At 74.8% G+C, this 21,517-nt stretch carries 16 protein-coding genes; 7 read left to right on the forward strand and 9 right to left on the reverse strand.

Features of this window, described 5'->3' with window-relative positions; translation table 11 throughout:
• Positions 1-132: 132 nt before the first annotated feature.
• Positions 133-1,773: a YfbK domain-containing protein gene (locus ACWGSR_RS13480; protein ID WP_453566230.1), complete on the reverse strand. Its 1,641-nt coding sequence runs from the start codon at positions 1,771-1,773 to the stop codon at positions 133-135.
• 214 nt (positions 1,774-1,987) lie between these two features.
• Between ACWGSR_RS13480 and ACWGSR_RS13485 the strand changes: the two genes are divergently transcribed.
• Positions 1,988-2,713, forward strand: a complete 726-nt coding sequence (locus ACWGSR_RS13485) for a DNA-binding response regulator (RefSeq protein ID WP_453566232.1) — start codon at positions 1,988-1,990, stop codon at positions 2,711-2,713.
• Between the two features lie 15 nt (positions 2,714-2,728).
• On the opposite strand, the gene ACWGSR_RS13490 is transcribed toward ACWGSR_RS13485, so the two are convergent.
• A complete protein-coding gene (locus ACWGSR_RS13490) occupies positions 2,729-3,622 on the reverse strand; it encodes an ABC transporter permease (protein WP_453566234.1) in 894 nt (297 codons plus the stop codon).
• Positions 3,619-6,420, reverse strand: a complete 2,802-nt coding sequence (locus ACWGSR_RS13495) for a CocE/NonD family hydrolase (RefSeq protein WP_453566237.1) — start codon at positions 6,418-6,420, stop codon at positions 3,619-3,621. The genes ACWGSR_RS13490 and ACWGSR_RS13495 overlap by 4 nt, the downstream gene beginning before the upstream one ends.
• Before the next feature lie 213 nt (positions 6,421-6,633).
• Between ACWGSR_RS13495 and ACWGSR_RS13500 the strand changes: the two genes are divergently transcribed.
• Positions 6,634-7,098 carry an N-acetyltransferase family protein gene (locus ACWGSR_RS13500; protein ID WP_453566523.1) on the forward strand — a complete coding sequence of 155 codons (465 nt, stop codon included), beginning with the start codon at positions 6,634-6,636 and terminating at the stop codon, positions 7,096-7,098.
• A gap of 250 nt (positions 7,099-7,348) precedes the next feature.
• Here the strand turns inward: ACWGSR_RS13500 and ACWGSR_RS13505 are convergent, their stop codons facing one another.
• The 5 genes from ACWGSR_RS13505 to iolC form a co-directional block, all read right to left on the reverse strand.
• On the reverse strand, positions 7,349-8,332 hold the full coding sequence (locus ACWGSR_RS13505; RefSeq protein ID WP_453566239.1) for a quinone oxidoreductase family protein: 984 nt from the start codon (positions 8,330-8,332) through the stop codon (positions 7,349-7,351).
• Between the two features lie 202 nt (positions 8,333-8,534).
• Positions 8,535-10,046 carry a CoA-acylating methylmalonate-semialdehyde dehydrogenase gene (gene mmsA, locus ACWGSR_RS13510; RefSeq protein ID WP_376236252.1) on the reverse strand — a complete coding sequence of 504 codons (1,512 nt, stop codon included), beginning with the start codon at positions 10,044-10,046 and terminating at the stop codon, positions 8,535-8,537.
• 14 nt (positions 10,047-10,060) lie between these two features.
• Entirely contained in the window at positions 10,061-11,944 is a 1,884-nt protein-coding gene (gene iolD / locus ACWGSR_RS13515; RefSeq protein WP_453566242.1) for a 3D-(3,5/4)-trihydroxycyclohexane-1,2-dione acylhydrolase (decyclizing), read from the reverse strand.
• Between the two features lie 84 nt (positions 11,945-12,028).
• Positions 12,029-12,895, reverse strand: a complete 867-nt coding sequence (iolB, locus tag ACWGSR_RS13520) for a 5-deoxy-glucuronate isomerase (protein WP_453566244.1) — start codon at positions 12,893-12,895, stop codon at positions 12,029-12,031.
• An 11-nt stretch (positions 12,896-12,906) separates the two neighbouring features.
• A complete protein-coding gene (gene iolC / locus ACWGSR_RS13525; RefSeq protein WP_453566525.1) occupies positions 12,907-13,980 on the reverse strand; it encodes a 5-dehydro-2-deoxygluconokinase in 1,074 nt (357 codons plus the stop codon).
• A gap of 159 nt (positions 13,981-14,139) precedes the next feature.
• Between iolC and ACWGSR_RS13530 the strand changes: the two genes are divergently transcribed.
• Together ACWGSR_RS13530 and ACWGSR_RS13535 are read left to right on the forward strand one after the other, a co-directional pair.
• The gene (locus ACWGSR_RS13530) at positions 14,140-15,117 is read left to right on the forward strand and encodes a sugar phosphate isomerase/epimerase family protein (RefSeq protein WP_453566246.1); all 978 of its coding nucleotides are present in this window, start codon (positions 14,140-14,142) and stop codon (positions 15,115-15,117) included.
• Positions 15,118-15,391: 274 nt separating this feature from the next.
• Positions 15,392-15,589, forward strand: coding sequence for a helix-turn-helix transcriptional regulator (locus ACWGSR_RS13535; protein WP_376236237.1), 198 nt, complete (start codon positions 15,392-15,394; stop codon positions 15,587-15,589).
• 154 nt (positions 15,590-15,743) lie between these two features.
• Here ACWGSR_RS13535 and ACWGSR_RS13540 read toward each other — a convergent pair whose 3' ends face one another.
• Positions 15,744-18,071 (reverse strand): MMPL family transporter, encoded by a 2,328-nt coding sequence (locus tag ACWGSR_RS13540; RefSeq protein ID WP_453566248.1) that lies wholly within the window; start codon positions 18,069-18,071, stop codon positions 15,744-15,746.
• Between the two features lie 165 nt (positions 18,072-18,236).
• Here ACWGSR_RS13540 and ACWGSR_RS13545 point away from each other — a divergent pair, with 165 nt between their 5' ends.
• The 3 genes from ACWGSR_RS13545 to ACWGSR_RS13555 all read left to right on the forward strand — a co-directional run bounded on the left by ACWGSR_RS13545 (position 18,237) and on the right by ACWGSR_RS13555 (position 21,501).
• A complete protein-coding gene (locus ACWGSR_RS13545; RefSeq protein ID WP_376236232.1) occupies positions 18,237-18,914 on the forward strand; it encodes a TetR/AcrR family transcriptional regulator in 678 nt (225 codons plus the stop codon).
• 49 nt (positions 18,915-18,963) lie between these two features.
• Positions 18,964-19,188, forward strand: coding sequence for a heavy-metal-associated domain-containing protein (locus ACWGSR_RS13550; protein WP_453566251.1), 225 nt, complete (start codon positions 18,964-18,966; stop codon positions 19,186-19,188).
• Positions 19,189-19,287: 99 nt separating this feature from the next.
• Positions 19,288-21,501, forward strand: coding sequence for a heavy metal translocating P-type ATPase (locus tag ACWGSR_RS13555; RefSeq protein WP_453566254.1), 2,214 nt, complete (start codon positions 19,288-19,290; stop codon positions 21,499-21,501).
• Positions 21,502-21,517: the final 16 nt, after the last annotated feature.

The following is a 21,517-nucleotide window of genomic DNA, read 5'->3' on the forward strand; positions in this document are numbered from 1 at the left end:
CGCGCCGGGCACGTGCTTCAGGCGTGTGTGCGGCGGTACTTCCCGGCCCGCGCGTCGGGCGCGTGCGTCAGGCGTGTGCGTCGGACGCGTGTGGGCGGCGATGCCTCCCGCCCCGAGCGTCAGGCGTGTCCGTCAGCTGTACGGGTCGCCCGACCGCAGCTCCCCCTCCCCCGGCCGGCCCGGCTCCGACGGTTCCTCCGACGGACCGCGCAGGGTCTCCGCCCTCCGTACCGACTCGGCGAGTTCCCGCACCACCGCCGAGCCGGACCGCCCGGCGATCGCGTCGGCGCGCGCCGCGAGCGTCCCGAGCCCCGGCGCCCCCGGGAGCGCGCCGCCCCGCAGGGCGTCCGCGAAGTAGGCGGCGACGGCGGTCAGTTGCAGGCTGTCGTGGCCGGGGCCCCAGATGTCGGCGGTCAGGGCGCCGGTCGCGACGGTGCCGGAGCGCTCGCGCGGGGCCCGGGTGGCGGGGTCGAGCCAGCGCACGGTGGCGGTGGCGACGGTCCCGGTCGCACCGGGCCTGGTCCTGACCGCGTACAGCGCGGTGACCGTGTGGCCGGCCCCGATCTCGCCGCCGTCCACCCGGTCGTTCCGGAAGTCCTCGTCCGCGACCTCCCGGTTCTCGTAGCCGATCAGGCGGAACTTCTCGACGGTCCGCCGGTCGAAGGCGACCTGCGCCTTGGCGTCGCGGGCGCGCAGCTCGACGTGGGCGGGGAGCTGGTCGACGAAGACCTTGCGGGCCTGCGCCGCGTTGGAGACGTACGTCGTCTGGCCGTCGCCCCGGTCGGCGAGCCGCTCCATGAACGCGTCACCGAACTCGCTGCCGACCCCGACGCCGAAGAGGGTGATCCCGTACTTCCGGCGCTCCTCGCCGATGCGGGCGAGGATCGTCTCCGCCTCGGTGGAGCCGGTGTTGGCGAGCGCGTCGGAGAGCAGGACGACCCGGTTGGTGGCGCCCTCGCGGTGTCCGGCGACGGCGGTGTCGTAGCCGGTGCGGACGCCGGCCTCCACGTTGGTGGACGCGCTGGTGGCCAGGGAGCCGACCACCTCGCGGATCCGGCTCCGGGCCTCCCCGACGCGGGTCATGGGGAGCCGGGTCTCGGCTTCGGAGCTGAAGGTGACGAGCGCGATCGAGTCGTCGTCGCGGAGTTCGCCGACGAGCAGTCCGAGGGACTCCTTGACGAGGTCGAGCCGCCCCGGCTCGTCCATGGAGCCGGAGACGTCGACGACGAAGGTGAGGGCGGCGGGCGGGCGTTCGCCGCTCCGGTCCGCGCCCCGGGTGGCGAGGCCGACCCTGACCAGGGACCAGCCGTCCCGGCCGGTGCGGGCGCCGTCGAGGGTGACGCTGAAGCCGTCGTCGGCGGGGCGTTCGTAGTTCGGGCGGAAGCTGTTGACGAACTCCTCGGGGCGCACGGTCGCCGGGTCGGGCAGCCGCCCGTCGGCGAGGGCGCGGCGGGCGTACCCGTACGAGGCGGTGTCCACGTCCAGGGCGAAGGTGGACAGGTAGTCGGGTGCGGGCGACGGGGACCGCTGCTCGCCCTCCTCGGGGCCGGCCGTCCCGGTGCGTCCGCCGTCGGGGGCGGCCGGGGCGGTGCGTCCGCCGTCGGGCGGGGCCGGGGCGGTGCGTCCGCCGTCCTTCGCGCTCCGGTCGGCGGTGCCCCCGTCGCCGGACGCGCCGCAGCCCGCGAGGACGATTCCGGCGGCGAGCAACCCCGCGATCACGGCCGGGACCCGGGTCCGGCGGGACCGGGTCCCCCTCGTCTCGTTCCGTTCCATTCCATCTCCCCCTCTTCGTAAGGCACTTGTGAATGTGACGAACCGGGGCCCCGAAAAGAGCAGTCGAAGGGGTTGCGGATGGATCTCGATGCGGCAACGGCGACACGGGTGAACTCCGGTGGCATGGATTCGCCATCCTTCTCAACAGGGGTTGTCACCGTGTGCAGTCACATGCGTACATGGAGTGGACATCGATCGGCGGGGGTGGTCAGCGGTGGCAGAGAGCGCGGGCTCCGTGATGCTCGCCCGTTCGGCGATGAACCGGGCCGCGACCGAGGGACAGCGGCCCATGGGGCGCCCGGTCCGGGGCGCGCGGCGCATCAGTGCCGCGCTCGCCGGGCTGGCCGCCTCCACCCGGCACGAGTTGCTGACCTTCGACGACCCGGTTGCGTCCGCGGGCTACGCGATCCCCGAGCCGTTCCTGGAGCTGGCGGGAGCGTGCATGCGGGCCGCGGCGGAGCGGGCCGACGAGGTGCGGAGGATCGTCCCGCGGCACGCGCTGCCCCGGCTCGGGGAGGGGCTGCGGATCCCCGGGCAGGCCCGGCTGGTGGAGGCGATCCCGTTCAAGATGATCCTCGTCGACCGGACGGTGGCGGCGATCCCGCTCGATCTGGAGCTGCTCTACAACGGGCTGCTGCTGATCCGCGACCCCGTGGTGGTGCAGGCCCTCGTCCGGCTCCACCACGTCTGCTGGGCACTGGCCGAGGACCCGGCGGCCTGCGCGGTGCCGTCCCCGTCGCCGCCGCCGGACGACCTGCCGCCCCAGCTGCGGCCGGTGCTCGACGCCCTCCTCGCGGGGCTCACGGACGAGACCGCGGCGGCCCGGCTCGGCATGTCCGCGCGGACCTACAGCCGGCGGGTCGGCGAGCTGATGGCGGCCCTCGGCACGACGAGCCGCTTCCGCGCGGGTGCGGAAGCGGCTCGCAGGGGGTGGTTGTGAGGGTCGTTCACCCCGTCAGGACACGATGTCCTTGCGGGCGAAGCCCCGGAAGGCGAGGGCGAAGAGGACCAGGGCGTACGTCAGGGAGATCGCCGTGCCCTTCACCATGCCGCCCCACTCCAGCTGGGGCTGGAGCGCGTCGATCCAGGCGAACTGCCAGTGCGCGGGCAGGAAGTCGCGCCAGTCGCCGAGCGCGGTGACGGCGTCCAGGACGTTGCCGACGATGGTCAGGCCGACGGCGCCGCCCACCGCGCCGAGCGGGGCGTCGGTGCGGGTGGACAGCCAGAAGGCGAGCCCGGCGGTGACCAGTTGGGAGGCGAAGACGAAGGCGACGGCGATCGCGATCCTCAGCAGGGCGTCCTCGGCCGGCACCGAGCCGCCGGTCGGCAGTCGGAGCGGCCCCCAGCCGTAGGCGACCGTGCCCGCCGTCAGGGCCACCAGCGGGAGGAGGAGCATCGCGGCCGCGCTGTAGCCGAGCGCGACCGCCAGCTTCGAGGCGAGGAGCCGGGACCGGGGCACGGGCGCGGCAAGCAGGTAGCGCAGCGAGGACCAGCTCGCCTCGGAGGCGACCGTGTCCCCGCAGAACAGCGCCACGGGGATGACGAGCAGGAAACCGGCCGAGACGAAGAGGCAGGTGGCCGCGAAGTTGGCGCCCGAGGTCGTCGCCGTGTCGATCAGGGTGACGCGGCCGTCGCGGTCGTCGTCCCCGGCGCCGCCGATCGCGAAGGCCGCGATCAGGACGAACGGCAGGGCGACCAGGATCGCGCCCATCACCAGGGTGCGGCGGCGCTTCCACTGGCGCAGGACCTCGACGCGCAGCGGCAGGGTGCGTCCGGGCCGGTAGCCGGGGGCGGCCTCCGCCACGGTGGGACCCTCGGGCGGCAGGGTGCTGGGGGTGGTGCTGCTCATGCGGCTCCTCCTCCGATCAGGGTCAGGAACGCGTCCTCCAGGCGTCGGTGCGGCCCGACCCCGGTCAGCGGCACGTCCAGGCGGACGAGTTCGCCGATGAGGGCGGTCGCGTCGGCGCCGTCGAGCCGGACCAGGAGTCCGGCGTCGGTGCGGGCGGCCGAGCCGACGCCCGGCAGGGCGCCGATCTTCTCGACGAGGGCGTCCGGGAGGGCGGGGACGGGAGCGCCGTCGGGGGTGCGTTCGGCGAGGGTCACGAGGAGGGTGTCGCCGGAGCCGGTGATCTCCGCGACCGGGCCGGCCTGCACGAGCTGTCCCCGGTCCATGACGACGAGGTGGGTGCAGGACTGCTCGACCTCCGCGAGGAGGTGGCTGGAGACGATGACGGTGCGGCCCCCGGCCGCGTACCGGATCATCACCTCGCGCATCTCGCGGATCTGCGGCGGGTCGAGTCCGTTGGTCGGCTCGTCCAGGATCAGCAGGTCCGGCAGGCCGAGCATGGCCTGGGCGAGGGCGAGGCGCTGCCGCATGCCCTGGGAGTAGGTCCGCACGGCGCGTTCCAGGGCGCCGCCCAGGTTCGCGATCCGCAGGGCCTCGTCGACGTGGGCGTCCTCGGCGGGGCGGCCGGTGGCCTTCCAGTACAGGTCGAGGTTCTCCCGGCCCGACAGGTGCGGCAGGAAGCCGGCTCCCTCGACGAAGGCGCCGACGCGGGAGAGGACCGGGGCGCCGGGCCGGATCGCCTGGCCGAAGACCCGGATCTCGCCCTCGTCGGGGGCGATGAGGCCCATCAGCATGCGCAGGGTGGTGGTCTTTCCGGCGCCGTTCGGGCCGAGGAGGCCGAGGACCTGGCCCTGCTCGACCCGGAAGGAGAGGTCCTTGACGCTGTACCGCTCGCCGCCCTTGTACTTCTTGGAGAGTCCGGTGATCTGGAGCGGTACGGCGACGAGCTCCGGGTCGGGGGCGGGCGCGGCGGTCCGGCGCCGGGCCGTCAGGAGCAGCGCGACGGCGACGACGAGACCGATCAGCGGCAGGCCCCACACCCACCACGGCAGGCCGGCGGCCCGGGTGGTGAGGCCGGGCGCGGTGGGCACGGTCAGGGGTCCCTCGACGGCGACGGTGTAGGCGGCGGGGGCGACCGGGGAGGCGTAGCCGAGGTCGGTGGCGGCGACGACGAGCCGCAGCCGGTGTCCGGCCTCCACCTCGTGGTCGATCGCGGGCAGCGTCAGGGTGACGTCGCGGCCCGCCCGGGCGTCCTCGACGCGCACGGGGGCGACGAGCTGGGAGGGCAGCACCTGCTGCCGGCCGTCGGGGCCGACGTCGTACACCTTGGCGAAGAGGACGGCGGAGCCGTCGGCGGCGGTCGAGGTGACCTTGACGCGGACGGTCGGCGCGCCGGTGATCCGCAGCTCCTCCGTCTGCGGCTTCGCGTCGAAGCGGGCGTGCTGGCCGGGGAAGTCGAGGGAGAGGCCGACGCCGAGGGAGGAGAGGCCGGAGAGTCCGCCGCCGAGGCCGGGGACGGCGGAGACGGCGGGCGGCGCGGCGCCCGGCGGGTTGGCGAAGGTCTGCGGGGCACCGCCGAGGGGGACGGCCGCGGTGCCGGCGGTGAGGCCCGGGTAGCGGTCGGCGGTCGCGGCGCGCAGGGTCGCCCGGCCGTTGGTGGAGTCGACGCCGCCGGTGCGGCTGACGCGGAAGGCGGGGCCGGTGTCGGCGGAGGCGTCCCGCTTCAGCCAGCGGTCGAACCAGGCGCCGACGCGCCGCTCGACGCGCTCGGTCTCCTGGTCGCCGCCGTCGTGGCCGCCGGCGGTCCAGTCGACGGCGACGGGCGCGCCGTTGGCGGCGATGGCGCGGGCCATGGCGTCGGACTGGGCGAGGGTGAACAGCGAGTCGGAGCGGCCCTGCACGAGGAGCGCGGGCACCTTGATCCGGTTGCCGACGGCGGAGGGGCTGCGGGCTTCGAGCAGGGCGCGGGCGGCGTCGTCCGGCTTCCCGGAGACGGCGACGCGCTGGTAGAGCGAGCACAGCTCGGCGGTGAACCGGCCGCAGGCGGGGGGCTTCCCGGGAGCGGGGGCCCTGCCGGCCGCGGCGGGAGCCTTCCCGCCTCCGGCGGCGGTGGCTCCGCCGGACGCGGGGGCGTCACCGGGGGCGGGGGTCTCACCGGTGGCGGGCCCGTCGCCCGCGCCCGGCCCGATCCCGGCGCCCGCGCCGTTCCCGGCGGAGAAGAAGATCCCGGCCCAGAGCTTCTTGAAGACGCCGTTCGGGAAGAGGGCGTCGGCGAGGTTCCAGTACGTGATCCGGGGGGCGATCGCGTCGACGCGCGGGTCGTGCCCGGCGGCGAGCAGGGAGACCGCGCCGCCGTAGGAGGCGCCGCTGACGCCGACGCGCGGGTCGCCCGCCTTGTCGAGGAGGACCTCGGGCCGGTCGGCGAGCCAGTCGATCAGCCCGCTGACGTCCTTCACCTCGTGCTCGGGGTCGTTGAGTCCGATCTCGCCCGTGGAGGCGCCGAAGCCGCGGGCGGACCAGGTGAGGACGGCGTAGCCCTCGCGGGCCAGGCCCTCGGCCTGGGCGCGGACGTCCTCCTTGGAGCCGCCGAAGCCGTGGCCGAGGAGGACGGCGGGCCTGCGCCCGTCGCCGTCTCCGGTGAAGTACGAGGTGTCGAGCCGTACGCCGTCGACGTCGAGCGTCCGGTCCGCGCGGTGCACGGGCGGTGGATCGTCCGAGGCGACGGCGGTCCAGGTGCCGGCACCCGCGAGGACGGTGAGCGCGGCGGTGACCGCGGCCCACCGGGGAAGTCGGAGTCGCATGGTCCCGAGCCTAAGCGGGCCCGCCGCGGACCACGGCTCCCGAAAGGCGGAGGTCCCGCACCTCCTGGGGTCGTACGGAGCACGGTCCGCGTACAGCGGGCGCAGTACGCGGGGGCGGTACGCGGGGGCGGTACGCCGATCGGACCGGACCGGGGGGCGGCGTCCGGCATGATCGGCGGGACGCACACCCCCAGGTCCCATGGAGGAGACGTGATCGAGATCCGGCGGGCGACGACGGCGGCCGAGCTGCTCGCGGCGGAGCACCTCTACGACGGCCCGGCGCGGGAGGAGTGGGCGGACCGCTTCCTGGCGGCGCCGGGGCACCTGATGCTCATCGCCTACACGGAGGACGGCTTCCCGGCCGGCTTCGTGTCCGGGATCGAGATGACCCACCCGGACAAGGGGACGGAGATGTGCCTCTACGAACTGTCCGTGGACGAGGGCCACCGGCGGCGCGGCACGGGCCGGGCGCTGACGGAGGCCCTGCTCGCGGCGGCCCGGGAGCGCGGCTGCCGGGGCGCCTGGGTGGGCGTGGACACGGACAACGACCCCGCCCTCGCGACCTACCGCGCGGCCGGTGCGGCGGACGAGGGGGTGTTCGCGATGCTGGGCTGGACCCTGCCGGCCGGGGAGGCGGCGCCTCCGGCCCGAGCCGACGGCGACGGGGCGCGGCGGTGATCGGCGGGGCGGCGACCGGCGCGGCAGTGGGTCGCGGCAGTGGCCGGTGCGGCGGCGACCGGCGCGGCAGTGGGTCGCGGCGGTGATCGGCGCGGTAGTGGGTCGCGGCGGTGATCGGCGCGGTAGTGGTCGGTGCGGTAATAGTCGGTGCGGCAGCGGTCGGCGCGGTAATGGTCGGTGCGGCAACGGCCGGCGTGGCGGTACGGGGACGCGGTGGATGTTCCTCCGCCCCGTCCCCGTACCGCCGGGCTCAGGCCCCGACCCTCAGCACGGCCTTCCCCGTGTTCTCGCCGGCTTCGAGGATCCGCTGCGCCTCCGGCGCCCCGGTCAGGTCGTACTCGGCCGTGATGTCGATCCGTACGGCTCCGGACCCGGCCAGGCGCAGTGCCGCGAGGGCGTGGCGGCGGACGGCGCCGGGGTCGCGGCGGGAGAGGTCGCCGATGTTGTAGCCCCCCAGGACGCGGTTGTTCTTCCACACCGGGAGGACCGGGAGGCTCAGGTCGGGGTGGCGGGCCGCCTCGCCGTAGACCAGGACCCGGCCGAACGGGGCCAGGATCTCGAAGCTCGCCAGGCGGGTGGGGCCGCCGACCGGGTCCAGGACCAGGTCCACGCCCCGCCCGGAGGTCGCCTCCCGCACCGCGTCCGCGAAGCCGTCCCGCAGGAAGACCTCGTCATAGCCGAAGCGGGCCGCGTACTCCGCCTTCCCCTTCGTGCTCACGGTGCCGTACACCGCCGCCGCTCCCAGCGACCGGGCGAGCTGCGCCGCCGCCGAGCCGACCCCGCCCGCCGCCGCGTGCACGAGGACCGTGTCCCCCGGGGCGATCCGGCCCGCCCCGGCCAGCACCCCGTACGCGGTCGTCAGGACGAGGGTCGCGGCACCGGCCGTGCGCAGGTCCAGGCCCGTCTCCGCCAGGGAGAAGACGAACTCCGCCGGTGCCACCGCGTACTCCGCGTAGCCACCGCCGTCGGTGAGGTACGCGGCGACCTCCTCGCCGAGCGCGAGGCCCGTCACGCCCTCGCCGAGCGCCGCCACCGTCCCCGACGCCTCCAGGCCGGTCACCGTCTCGCCCTCGGGCGCGCCGAAGTCGCCCAGTCGGTGCTGCACCTCGCCGTAGTTGACCCCCGCGTACGCCACCCGGATCAGCACCTCGCCCGGCCCGGGCTCCGGCGCGGGCAGCTCCACCGGGCGCAGGACCTCCGGTCCGCCGATCTCCTTGAACGCGACCGCCTTCATCCGTCTCCCCCTGTACGGGCGCCCCGCGACCGCCGGCCGCTCGCGCACGTGATCGTCTCCGGTGCTTCCGATCGCCGGAACCGTCGGCCGGGGCGCCGTATTCCCCTGCCGGGTAGGGCGGTTGGCGTGGTGACCGGGAACGCCGACGGCCCCCGGGGCGCGGGTGCGCTCCGGGGGCCGTGCGTCCGGGATGTCCGGGACGTCAGTGGTTGCGCGGGAAGCCCAGGTCGACGCCGGCCGGGGCGTCGGACGGGTCGGGCCAGCGGGTGGTGACGACCTTGCCGCGGGTGTAGAAGTGCACGCCGTCGTTGCCGTAGATGTGGTGGTCGCCGAAGAGCGAGTCCTTCCAGCCGCCGAAGGAGTGGTAGCCCACCGGGACCGGGATCGGGACGTTGACGCCGACCATGCCGGCCTCGACCTCCAGCTGGAAGCGGCGGGCCGCGCCGCCGTCGCGGGTGAAGATCGCGGTGCCGTTGCCGAACGGCGAGGCGTTGATGAGGGCGAGGCCCTCCTCGTACGTCTCCGTGCGCAGCACGCACAGGACCGGGCCGAAGATCTCGTCCCGGTAGGCCTTGGCCGTGGTGGGGACGCGGTCCAGGAGGGAGAGGCCGATCCAGTGCCCGTCCTCGTGGCCGTCGACGGTGTAGCCGGTGCCGTCGAGGACGACCTCGCAGCCCTCGTCCGCCGCGCCGTGCACGTAGGAGGCGACCTTGTCGCGGTGGGCGGCCGTGATGAGCGGGCCCATCTCGGAGGTGGGGTCGGTGCCGGGGCCGATCTTGATCTTCTCGGCGCGCTCGCGGATCTTGTCCACCAGCTCGTCCGCGATCGAGCCGACGGCGACGACCGCCGAGATCGCCATGCAGCGCTCGCCGGCCGAGCCGTACGCCGCCGAGACGGCCGCGTCGGCCGCCGCGTCGAGGTCGGCGTCCGGGAGGACCAGCATGTGGTTCTTGGCGCCGCCGAGCGCCTGGACGCGCTTGCCGTTGGCGGAGGCGGTGGTGTGGATGTGCCGCGCGATCGGGGTGGAGCCGACGAAGGAGACCGCCGCCACGTCCGGGTGCTCCAGGAGCCGGTCCACGGCCACCTTGTCGCCGTGCAGGACGTTGAAGACGCCGTCCGGCAGACCGGCCTCGGCAAGCAGCTCGGCGATCTTCAGGGACGGGGAGGGGTCCTTCTCGCTCGGCTTGAGGACGAAGGTGTTGCCGGTCGCGATGGCGATCGGGAACATCCACATCGGCACCATGGCCGGGAAGTTGAACGGCGTGATGCCGGCGACGACGCCGACCGGCTGGCGGATGGACGCCACGTCCACGCGGTTCGACACCTGGGTGGAGAGCTCGCCCTTGAGCTGGGTGGTGATGCCGCAGGCCAGGTCGACGATCTCCAGGCCGCGGGCGACCTCGCCGAGCGCGTCGGAGTGCACCTTGCCGTGTTCGGCGACGATCAGCTCGGCGATGGCGTCGCGGTTGGCGTCGAGCAGCGCGCGGAACTTGAAGAGGATCGTGGTGCGCTGGGCCAGCGAGGAGGTGCCCCAGGTGGCGAAGGCGGCCTTGGCGGCGGCCACCGCCGCGTCGACCTCCTCGACGGAGGCGAGCGCGACCCGGGTGGTCACGGCGCCGGTGGCCGGGTCGGTGACCGGACCCCAGTTGCCCGACGTGCCCTCGACGGTCTTGCCACCGATCCAGTGGTCGACGGTCTTGACGGTGTTCGTCATGACGAAATGCTCCTTCAGAGATGGCGGCGTCGGGCGGTGACGTGCCGGTCGTACTCCTCCCGGGCCTTGACCGCCGACGGGCGGGTCGAGGTCTCGGCCACGGGCACATCCCACCACGCCGCGGCCGGGGGCGGGCCCGACACTGTGTCGGGCGTTTCGGTCTCGACGTAGACACATGTGGGAACGGTCGCCGTCCGTGCCTCCGCGAGGGCTTCCCGCAGGTCACGGACGGTGCGGGGGCGCAGCACCCGCATGCCGAGGGAGGCGGCGTTGGCGCCGAGGTCGACGGGGAGCGGCGGTCCGGTGAATCCGCCGTCCGCGTCCCGGTACCGGTAGTCGGTGCCGTACCGCTCGGCGCCGACGGCCTCCGAGAGGCCGCCGATCGAGGCGTACCCGTGGTTCTGGAGGACGACCAGCCTGAGCGGCAGGCGCTCCTGCACGGCGGTGACGATCTCGGTGGGATTCATCAGGTACGTCCCGTCGCCGACGAGCGCCCAGACGGGCCGGCCGGGGGCGGCGAGGAGGACGCCGATCGCGGCGGGGATCTCGTATCCCATGCAGGAGTAGCCGTACTCGACGTGGTACTGGTCGGCGGAGCGGGGCCGCCACAGCTTGTGGAGGTCGCCGGGGAGCGATCCGGCGGCGTTGATCAGGATGTCGCTCGCGTCGACCAGGGTGTCGAGTGCGCCGAGGACCTGGGTCTGGGTGGGGCGGGCGGCCTCGTCGGGGACGGCGTACGCGGCGTCGACCCGCTGCCGCCAGTCGCGCTTGGAGGCCGCCCACTCCTCCGGGTCCCGCGACCGGTGGCCGCCGAGCGCCCCGGTGAGGGCGGTCAGGCCCTCGCGGGCGTCGGCGACGAGCGGCAGCGCGGCCTGCTTGTGGGCGTCGAAGCCGGTGACGTTGAGGTTGAGGAAGCGGGCGCCCCCGGGGAAGAGGGTCCCGGAGGCGGTGGTGAAGTCGGTGTACCGGGTGCCGACGCCGATGACGAGGTCGGCGGTGCGGGCCAGGGCGTCGGCGGTCTCCGTACCGGTGTGGCCGACGCCGCCGACGTCGCAGGGGTGGTCGTACGGCAGGACGCCCTTGCCGGCCTGGGTGGTGGCGACGGGCAGCCCGGTCCGCTCGGCGAAGGTCCGCAGGGCCTCCTCGGCGCCGCTGTACCGCACCCCGCCGCCCGCGACGACCAGGGGCCGTTCGGCGGACCGCACGGCCCGTACGGCCGCGTCGAGTTCGTCCCGGTCGGGGCGGGGGCGGCGGACGCGCCAGGTCCGCTCGGCGAAGAACTCCTCGGGCCAGTCGTACGCCTCCGCCTGCACGTCCTGGGGCAGGGCGAGGGTCACGGCGCCGGTGGCGGCCGGGTCGGCGAGGACCCGCACGGCTTCGAGGGCGGCCGGGACCAGGGCCTCGGGGCGGACGACCCGGTCGAAGTACGCCGAGACGGGCCGCAGGCAGTCGTTGACGGACACGTCCCCCGCGTACGGGAGTTGGAGCTGCTGGAGGACGGGGTCGGCGGGGCGGGTCGCGAAGGTGTCGCCGGGGAGGAGCAGGACGGGGAGGTGGTCGATCGTGGCGAGGGCGGCGCCGGTGACGAGGTTGGTGGCGCCGGGGCCGATGGAGGTGGTGACGGCGTGCGCGGAGAGCCGGTTCGACTGCCGGGCGTAGCCGACGGCGGCGTGCACCATGGCCTGCTCGTTGCGGCCCTGGTGGAAGGGCATGGCGGCGGGGTCCCCGGGCCGCGCGGCGCTCTCCACGAGCGCCTGGCCGATCCCGGCGACGTTCCCGTGGCCGAAGATCCCCCAGGTGGCGGCGATCAGGCGGCGGCGCTCGGCGTCGCGCTCGGTGTACTGGGTGGCGAGGAAGCGGACGAGGGCCTGGGCGGTGGTGAGCCGGACGGTGCTCATGCGCGCCTCCGCGTGCGCTCGGGGGTCGGGCGTGCACCGCTCATGCGTGCCTCCCCGTGTGCTGCGGGGCCGGCCGGACGCCGCTCATGCGTACCCCTCCGTGTGCTCCGGGTGGAAGCTGATCCTCCACTCCCGTTCGGGCCCGGGGCCCGCCATGACGTTGAGGTAGTAGAGGTCGTGGCCCGGCTGGGCGATCGAGGGGCCGTGCCAGCCGTCGGGGACGAGGACGGCGTCGCCGTCGCGGACCTCGGCGAGCAGGTCGGCGCCGCCGGGCCGGGAGGGCGAGATCCGCTGGTAGGCGAGGCCGTGCGGACCCTCGACCTCGTAGTAGTAGATCTCCTCCAGGACGGATTCGGCGCCGGGGCGGTGCTCGTCGTGCTTGTGCGGCGGGTAGGAGGACCAGTGGCCGCCGGGCGTGACGACCTCGACGGCGATGAGCCGGTCGCAGCCGAAGGCGCCGGCGGAGGCGAAGTTCCGCACCTCGCGGGCGCGGTCGCCGCTGCCCCGGGTCTCGACGGGAACCTCCGGCGCGGGGCCGTAGCGGGCGGGGAGTCGTCGCTCGCACTTCGCTCCTGCCAAAGCGAAGCGGCCCCCCGCGCCGGAGGCGATCTGGGCGTGGGCGTCGCGCGGTACATAGGCGAAATCGGTCACTCCGTCGAACACGCTCGCGCGGCCCCGGAGTTCGAAGATCCCACCGTCGACGCGCACGCTACAGGCACCGGCGAGGGGAAGCACGGTCCATTCGGAATCCCCGCTCGCGAAGGAGTGGAGCTCCCCCGGCCCGAGGGTGAGCACGCGGAGCGCGGAGTACGTCCATCCGGCCCGCTCGGGGTCGACGTCGACCGCGTACGGGCCCCGGGCGGCGGTCCCGGCGGGAAGGTGGAGGGAGGCGGGGCGGGCGGCGCGGCGGGCGTCGGGGTGGGCGTCGGGGGGCTCGGGGCTGGGGCTCATGGCGGACATCCCTACCCCTTTTCCGGAGGTGTTCGCGTACCGGTCGCACCCGTTCCGCCCGCGCCCGTGCCGCCCGCGCCCGCGCCGGTCGTTCCCGTTCCCCCCGCGCCCGTGCCGATCGTCCCCGTCCCCCTGGCCAGGGCCTCCGCGATCTCCGCCGGGTCCGGCATGGCGGAGGAGCAGGCGAGCCGGCCCGCGACGATCGAACCGGCGGCGTTGGCCCGGCGCAGGGCCTCTTCGAGGTCCGGGCCGGCGAGGAGGCCGTGGACGAGCGCCCCGCCGAACGCGTCGCCCGCGCCCAGGCCGTTGACGACCTCCACCGGCAGCGGCGGCACCTCGGCGCGGGTGCCGTCGGCGGCGAGCGCGAGGACGCCCTTCGGGCCCTGTTTGACGACGGCGAGCCGGACGGTGCCGCCGTCGGAGGCGAGCAGGGCGCGGGCGGCGGCCTCCGGGTCCCGCTCCCCCGTCGCGACCTCGCACTCGTCGAGGTTGCCGACGGCGACGGTGGCGTGGCGCAGGGCCTCGGCGTAGTACGGGCGGGCCTCGGCCGGGTCCGTCCAGAACATCGGCCGCCAGTCCAGGTCGAACACGGTGGTCCCTCCGGCGCCCCCGCCCCCGTCCCCGTCTCCGGCGCCGGACCTGGCCCGCAGCGCCTCCAGGGTCGCGGTGCGGCTCGGCTCGGCGCACAGGCCGGTGCCGGTGGCCCAGAAGACCCGGGCGGCGCGGATCGCTCCGAGGTCCAGCTCGTGCGGGTGGATCTCCAGGTCGGGGGCCTTGGGCAGCCGGTAGAAGTAGAGCGGGAAGTCGTCGGGCGGGAAGACCTCGCAGAAGGTGACGGGCGTGGGGTACGCGGCGGCCTCCGTCACCCAGCGGTCGTCCACGCCGAAGGCCTTGAGCTCCCGGTGCAGGAAGGTGCCGAAGGGGTCGGCGCCGGTGCGGGAGACGAGCGCGGTGCGCAGGCCGAGCCGGGCGGCGGCGACGGCCACGTTGGCCGGGGAGCCGCCGAGGAACTTGCCGAAGCTCTCGACCCGGTCGAGCCCGACGCCGGTCTGGAGCGGATAGAGGTCCACGCCGAGGCGCCCCATGGTGATCAGGTCGTACGGCTCCGTATCCACGCGCCTCCTTCCGTCCTCGGCCCCGTCCCCAGGTCTAATCCCCTACCCGGAGGGTGTCAACGACATGTCCGGACATACGGACCACCGGCGCGCTTGACGGTGTCCCCGGCCCCGGTCAGGGTGGCTGTCATGACGAAGCCGTCCCCGCAGCCGTCGTCCCGGCCTTCCACGCCGTCCCCGTCCTCGGCGCCCTCCCGGTCTTCGGCGCCCGCCGTGCCGTCCAGGATCCGGGTCGGGTCCGCCCCGGACTCGTGGGGCGTGTGGTTCCCCGACGATCCCCGGCAGGTGCCGTGGCAGCGCTTCCTCGACGAGGTGGCGGGCGCCGGGTACGAGTGGATCGAGCTCGGCCCGTACGGCTATCTGCCCACCGATCCGGCGGTGCTCGCGGAGGAGACCGCCCGGCGCGGTCTGCGGGTCTCGGCGGCGACGGTCTTCACCGGACTGCACCACGGCCCGGACGTCTGGGACCGGACCTGGGCGCACGTCGCCGAGAACGCGGCCCTGGCGCAGGCGATGGGGGCGCGCCACCTGGTCGTCATCCCGTCGTTCTGGCGGGACGACCGGACCGGCGAGGTCCTGGAGGATCCGGTCCTGACCGCCGCTCAGTGGCGGGACCTGACCCGGCTCACGGAGCGGCTGGGCCGGGAGGTGCGCGAGCGGTACGGGCTGCGGATCGTCGTGCACCCGCACGCGGACACGCACCTGGACGGCGAGGAGAGCGTGACGCGCTTCCTGGACGCCACCGACCCGGAGGCGGTCTCGCTCTGCCTGGACACCGGGCACTACGCGTACGCCGGCGGGGACAGCGTCGAGCTGATCGAGACCTACGGCGAGCGGATCGGCTACCTCCACCTGAAGCAGGTCGACCCGGCGGTCCTGGCGGAGGTGGTGGCCGCGGGGACGCCGTTCGGCCCGGCGGTGGCGCGGGGCGTGATGTGCGAACCGCCGTCCGGGGTGCCCGCCCTGGAGCCGGTGCTCGCCGCCGCCCGCGCCCTGGACGTGGACCTCTTCGCCATCGTCGAGCAGGACATGTACCCGTGCGATCCCGAGGTCCCGTACCCGATCGCCCTGCGCACCCGGCGCTTCCTCCGCTCCTGCGGGGTGTGACCGGGCCCGTACCGCCCGCCTACCGCACCGGTCCGGGGCGGCGCACGCGGACACACCGGCGGTCCGATGCGTCGCTTCCGTCACGTACGTCCCTTCTTCGTCACGCTTTTCTCCGTTACGCGGGCTTCCCGTCACAGGCGCGTGACAGCCGTTCCCCTCCTGTCTGAAGGGGTCGTTGCAGGGGGCACAGGCTCAGTGATCGCCGACGCCCACCCGCAGCGCCCCCGAACGGCACCCCCGCCGCCGCTGCGCGGTGCGCAGGGAGGTACCAGGCATGACGGACAAGAGGCTCTGGTCGTACAAGGACATCGCGGCGCACATCCGGGTGCAGCCGGACACCGTCCGCTCCTACCGGAAGCACGGACTGCTCCCGCCGCCCGACCACGTCGAGTCGGGCAAGCCCCTCTGGTACGCGGACACGATCCGCGCCTGGGTCGCGAGCCGCCCCGGCAACCGGAGCCGCCGCGACTGACCCCGTCCCCCGCCCACGCCCGACGCCGGGTCCCGGATCCCCCTCCGGGGCCCGGCGTCCTGTCGTGACGGGACCGGCGGGTGCGTGACGGGACCGGCCGTGCGCGTGACGGATTCAGCGGGTGCGTGACGGGATCAGCGGGCGCGTGACGGGATCAGCGGGCGGCGCTGTACTCCTTGTCCCTGCCGTCGGCGGTCTCCTCCGCGGCGGCGGGGCCGGCCGGGGCGTCCGACTCGCTGAGGCCGAAGCGGTCGTGGAAGCGGCGCAGCGGCCCCGGTGCCCACCAGGTGAAACGGCCGGTCAGCTTCATCACGGAGGGGACGAGGAGGCTGCGGACCACCATCGCGTCCATGAGGACGGCGAGGGCGACCCCGAGGCCGAGCATCTTGGTGTTGGTGACGCGGGCGGTGCCGATGGCGACCATGACGACGGCGAGGATGACGGCGGCGGCGGTGATCAGGCCGCCGGTGCGGCTCAGGCCGAAGCGGACGGAGTGCTCGTGGTCGCCGGTGGCGTCGTACTCCTCCTTGATCCGGGAGAGCAGGAACACCCCGTAGTCCATGGAGAGTCCGAAGGCCACGCAGAACATGAGCACGGGCAGGGTGGTCTCGATGTCGCCGGTGGGGGTGAAGCCGAGGAACCCGGCGAGGTGTCCGTCCTGGAAGACCCAGACGACGGCGCCGAACATGGCCGTGAGGCTCAGGGCGTTGAGGGCGACGGCCTGGACGGGGATGACGACGCTTCCGGTGAGCAGGAAGACCAGGAGCAGGGTGACGAGGACGATGGCGCCCGCCGCCCAGGGCAGCCGCTCGGCTATGGCGTCCTTGGAGTCGGCCAGGACGGCGGCCGGGCCGGTGACGGAGGTGTCGAAGGGCGCTTCGGCGGCCCGCAGCTCTCCGACGACCCGCTGGGCCCCGGCGCCGACGGCCTCGCCGTCGGGCACGACGGTGAAGTAGGCGCGGGCGGAGTCGCCGCTGCCGGCGGTGACCGGCCCGTCGGCCCGGCCGACGCCGTCGATGACCTCGATGCGCTCGCGGAAGGCCGCGTACTGGGCGGGGGTGGCCGGGCCCTCGGCGAGGACGGTGATCCCGCCGCCGGGGTCGCCGGGGAAGCCGTTCCGCAGCTCGTCCTGGACGATCCGGGAGGAGGCGGTGACGGGGAGCTGGCGGTCGTCGGCCGTACCGAACTTCACGCCGAGGAAGGGCAGTCCGAGGAGGACGAGCCCGGCGGTGGTGAGGACGGCGAAGACGGGCGCCCTGCGCATCACCAGGCCGGCGGCGCGCGCCCAGCCCGCGCCGGCGGCGTCCTTCCGGGGCTCCCGGCCGCGCCGGACCAGGCGCCGCAGGTCGAGGGCGTCGACCCGGTGGCCGAGCAGCACGAGGGCCGCCGGGAGCAGGGTGAGCGCGGCGGTGGCGGCGAGGAGGACGACCGCGATCCCGGCGTACGCGAAGGAGCGCAGGAAGTACTGCGGGAAGACCAGCATCGCGGCGAGCGAGACGGCGACGGTCAGGGCGGAGAAGAGCACGGTCCGCCCGGCCGTGCGCAGGGTGGTGCGGACGGCGGTGCGGGGGTCGGCGCCGGCGGCGAGCTCCTCGCGGTAGCGGCGGACGACGAACAGGGCGTAGTCGATGGCGAGTCCGAGGCCGAGCGCGGTGGTCAGGTTCTGCGCGAAGACGGAGACGTCGGTGAACTCGGTGAGGCCGCGCAGGATCGCGTTGGTGCCGAGGATGGCGACGATGCCGACGCCGAGGGGCAGCAGGGCGGCGACGGCGCTGCCGAAGACCATGACGAGCAGGACGAGGGTGAGGGGCAGGGCGATGAGCTCGGCCCGCAGCAGGTCCTCCTCGATGAGCGTCTGCATCTCGTGGCGGACGGCGAGCTCGCCGCCGAGCGAGACCTCGACGGGGCCGTGGACGCCCCGGTAGGCGGGGGCGATCCGGTCCAGGAGCTCCGCGGCCTCCTTCTCCTCGCCGGTGATCCGGGCGGCGATCACGGCCTTGCGGCCGTCCTCGGAGCGCAGCGCGGGCGAGCCGGTGGACCAGTAGGAACCGACGCCCTCGACGCCCGGCTCGGCGTCGAGCCGCTCGGCGAGCCGCCGGGCCTCGGCGGCGACGGCCGGCGCGTCGGTCCCGGCCGTGCCGGAGTCGACGAGAAGGAGCAGGTTCGGCCGGGAGCCGGGGAAGTGCCGCTCCAGGGCCTCGGACGCGTACGTGGACTCGGCGGCCGGGTCCTCCCAGCCGCCGCTGCCCATGCGGTCCGCGACCCCGCCGCCGGCCAGGACGGCGAGGGCGGTGAGCACGAGGGCCACGAGCAGGGTGAGCCGGGGCCGCGCGGTCACGAACCGCGTCCAGCCCCCGCCCCGGGGCCCGGCCGCCCCGCCGCTCCGGATCCCGCCCCCGGAGCCACCTCCGGACCCGCCTCCACCTGTGGTTTCTCCCCCGCCACCGGACCCGCCGGGTGCGGTTTTCTTGACTTCGGCCATGACGCGGTGTCCCCTTCACCTGACCCGTGCGCTCACGCTTCCCGGCAGGACGCACGGGTCCCCCATTGCCATAAACTGGCAAACACGAGCGATCACTCGCGTTTCTCAAGAATGCGAGCGACCTCTCGCATTTGTCAAACGGGTCGAGGAGAGCTGGGGACAGCCATGTCCGAAGAACCGAAGCCGCGCCGCCGCCAGGCGCGGGGCGAGCGCCGCATCGCGCAGTTGCTCCAGGCCGCCGCGGACGTCTTCTGCGCGAACGGCTACACGGCGACCAGCACCAACGCGATCGCCCGCGAGGCGCACGTCTCGCCCGGCACGCTCTACCAGTACTTCCCGAACAAGGAGGCCATCGCGATCGAGCTGGGCGGCCGCCTGCTGCACGACATGCGGGAGGCGCACGGCCAGGCGTTCACGGCGGAGAACCTCGCCCTGCCGCTGCCCGAGCTCCTGGACGCGGTCATGGACCCGCTGATCGAGTTCAACTGCGCCAACCCGGCCTTCCTCGCCCTGATGCACGGCTCCGAGGTCCCCGGCCGGATCGCCGAGGAGCACGACGAGTTGCACGCGACCCTGCTCACCCGGGTGGAGGGGGTGATCGGCCACTACGCGCCCGCGCTGTCCGCCGCCGAGCGGAGCCGGATCGCGGGGATGGCCTTCGCCGCCTTCAAGGGGGGCCTGAGCCTCGTCCTCGCCGCGCCCGAGGGGCCCGAGCGGGACGCCACGGTCGCCGAGCTGAAGACGCTCCTGCTGCGCTACCTCTCACCCCTGGTCGAGGAGCGGCCCGACGCGGCGGAGCCCGGGGCGACACGGTCCGGCGCGAGTGGAATTCATACCCCCTAGGGGTATAAGCTCGATCCCGTACGGCTCCGAACCCCACGAGGAGAACGCCATGGCCGCAGAGACGAAGAACGAACTCACCACCGTCTACCAGGTCAAGGGCATGACCTGCGGGCACTGCGAGGGCGCCGTCTCCGGCGAGATCTCCGGTCTCCCCGGCGTCACCTCCGCCACGGCCGTCGCCAAGACCGGCGAGGTCACCGTCGTCTCCGACGCCCCGCTCGACCGCGAGGCCGTGCGCGCCGCCGTCGACGAGGCCGGCTACGAGCTGGTCTGACCGCAGGCCGGCCACCGGCCGGCCCGACCGCCGGACCGCCGGCGCCCCGCGGGGTCGTACCGTTACCGGGTACGGCCCCGCTCCCGTTTGGAACCGCTGATGACGTCCACGATCACCGAGCTGACGATCGGTGGCATGACCTGCGCCTCCTGCGCCGCCCGCGTCGAGAGGAAGCTCAACCGGATGGACGGGGTGACCGCGACGGTCAACTACGCCACCGCGAAGGCACGGGTCGAGCACCCGTCGGACCTCCCGGTCGGCGAGCTGGTCGCCACCGTCGTGAAGACCGGCTACACCGCCGAGGAGCCCCCGCCGCCGGACCCCGGGCCCGATCCCGTACGGGAGGCCCCGGAGGACCCCGAGCTCGTCTCCCTCCGGCAGCGACTGACGGTCTCCGCCGTCCTCTCCGCGCCCGTGGTCCTGCTCGCCATGGTCCCCTCGCTCCAGTTCGACCACTGGCAGTGGCTCTCGCTCACCCTCGCCGCCCCCGTCGTCGTCTGGGGCGGGCTGCCCTTCCACCGGGCCGCCTGGACCAACCTCCGGCACGGCGCCGCCACCATGGACACCCTCGTCTCGGTCGGCACCCTCGCCGCCTTCGGCTGGTCCCTCTGGGCGCTCTTCCTCGGCGACGCGGGCATGACCGGCATGCGGCACGGCTTCGACCTCACCGCGGACCGCTCCGACGCCTCCTCCGCGATCTATCTGGAGGTCGCGGCCGGGGTCGTCGCCTTCATCCTCCTCGGGCGGTACCTGGAGGCCCGCGCCAAACGGAAGGCGGGCGCCGCGCTGCGGGCCCTGATGGACCTCGGGGCCAAGGACGTGGCCGTCCTCAGGGGCGGCGCGGAGGTGCGGATCCCGGTCGCCGGGCTGCGGGCCGGCGACCTCTTCGTCGTGCGCCCCGGGGAGAAGATCGCCACCGACGGCACCGTGACCGAGGGCGCGTCGGCGGTCGACGCCTCGCTGCTCACCGGCGAGTCGCTGCCGCTCGACGCCGTCCCCGGCTCGGCCGTGACGGGCGGCTGCGTCAACGTCTCGGGCCGGCTGGTCGTCGAGGCGACCCGGGTCGGCGCCGACACCCGGCTGGCCCGGATGGCGAGGCTCGTGGAGGAGGCGCAGAGCGGCAAGGCCGCCGTCCAGCGGCTCGCCGACCGGGTCTCGGCCGTCTTCGTGCCGGTCGTCCTGCTGATCGCGCTCGGCACCCTCGTCGGGTGGCTCCTGGCGACGGACGACCCGACGGCCGCGTTCACGGCCGCCGTCGCCGTCCTGATCATCGCCTGCCCGTGCGCCCTGGGCCTCGCGACCCCGACCGCGCTCCTGGTCGGCACCGGCCGGGGCGCCCAGCTCGGCATCCTGATCAAGGGCCCGGAGGTCCTGGAGTCCACCCGCCGGATCGACACGGTCGTCCTCGACAAGACCGGCACGGTCACCACCGGCCGCATGCGCCTGGCCGGGGTCCGGGTGTACGGCGGGACGTACGGCACCGAGGGTGCCGACGAGGACGGGCTGCTGCGGCTCGCGGGCGCCCTGGAGCACTCCTCCGAGCACCCGGTGGCCCGCGCGGTCGCGGAGGCCGCCGCCGAGCGGTGCGGCCCGCTGCCGGTGCCGAAGACCTTCGAGAACGTCCCCGGGCTCGGGGTGCGCGGCTCGGTCGACGGCCGGCTCGTCGTCGTCGGGCGCGCCGCCCTGCTCGCGGCGGAGGGGATCGAGGTGCCCGCGGCCTCCGAGCCCGGCGCGGTCCACGTCGCCTGGGACGGGGTGGCCCGGGGCACCCTGACCGTCGCCGACACCGTCAAGGACACCAGCGCCGAGGCGGTCGCCCGGCTGCGCGCCCTGGGGCTGCGGCCGGTGCTGCTCACCGGGGACCACCGGGCGGCGGCGGAGGCCGTGGCGGACGAGGTGGGCATCGACGAGGTGATCGCCGAGGTGCTGCCCGAGGGGAAGGCGGAGGTGATCCGGCGGCTCCAGGACGAGGGGCGGACGGTCGCCATGGTCGGGGACGGCGTGAACGACGCCGCCGCGCTCGCCACCGCCGACCTGGGCCTGGCGATGGGGACGGGCACGGACGCGGCCATCGAGGCGGGCGACCTGACCCTGGTCCGGGGCGACCTGCGGGTCGCGGCGGACGCCGTCCGGCTCTCCCGGCGGACCCTGGCCACGATCAGGGGGAACCTCGGCTGGGCCTTCGGCTACAACGTGGCCGCGCTGCCGCTCGCGGCGGCCGGACTGCTCAATCCGATGATCGCGGGGCTCGCGATGGCCTTTTCGTCCGTGTTCGTCGTGTCCAACAGCCTGCGACTCCGACGGTTCGCATGAGTTCACCTACACGTGA

The sequence above is a fragment of the Streptomyces sp. NPDC055632 genome (genome assembly GCF_053618675.1).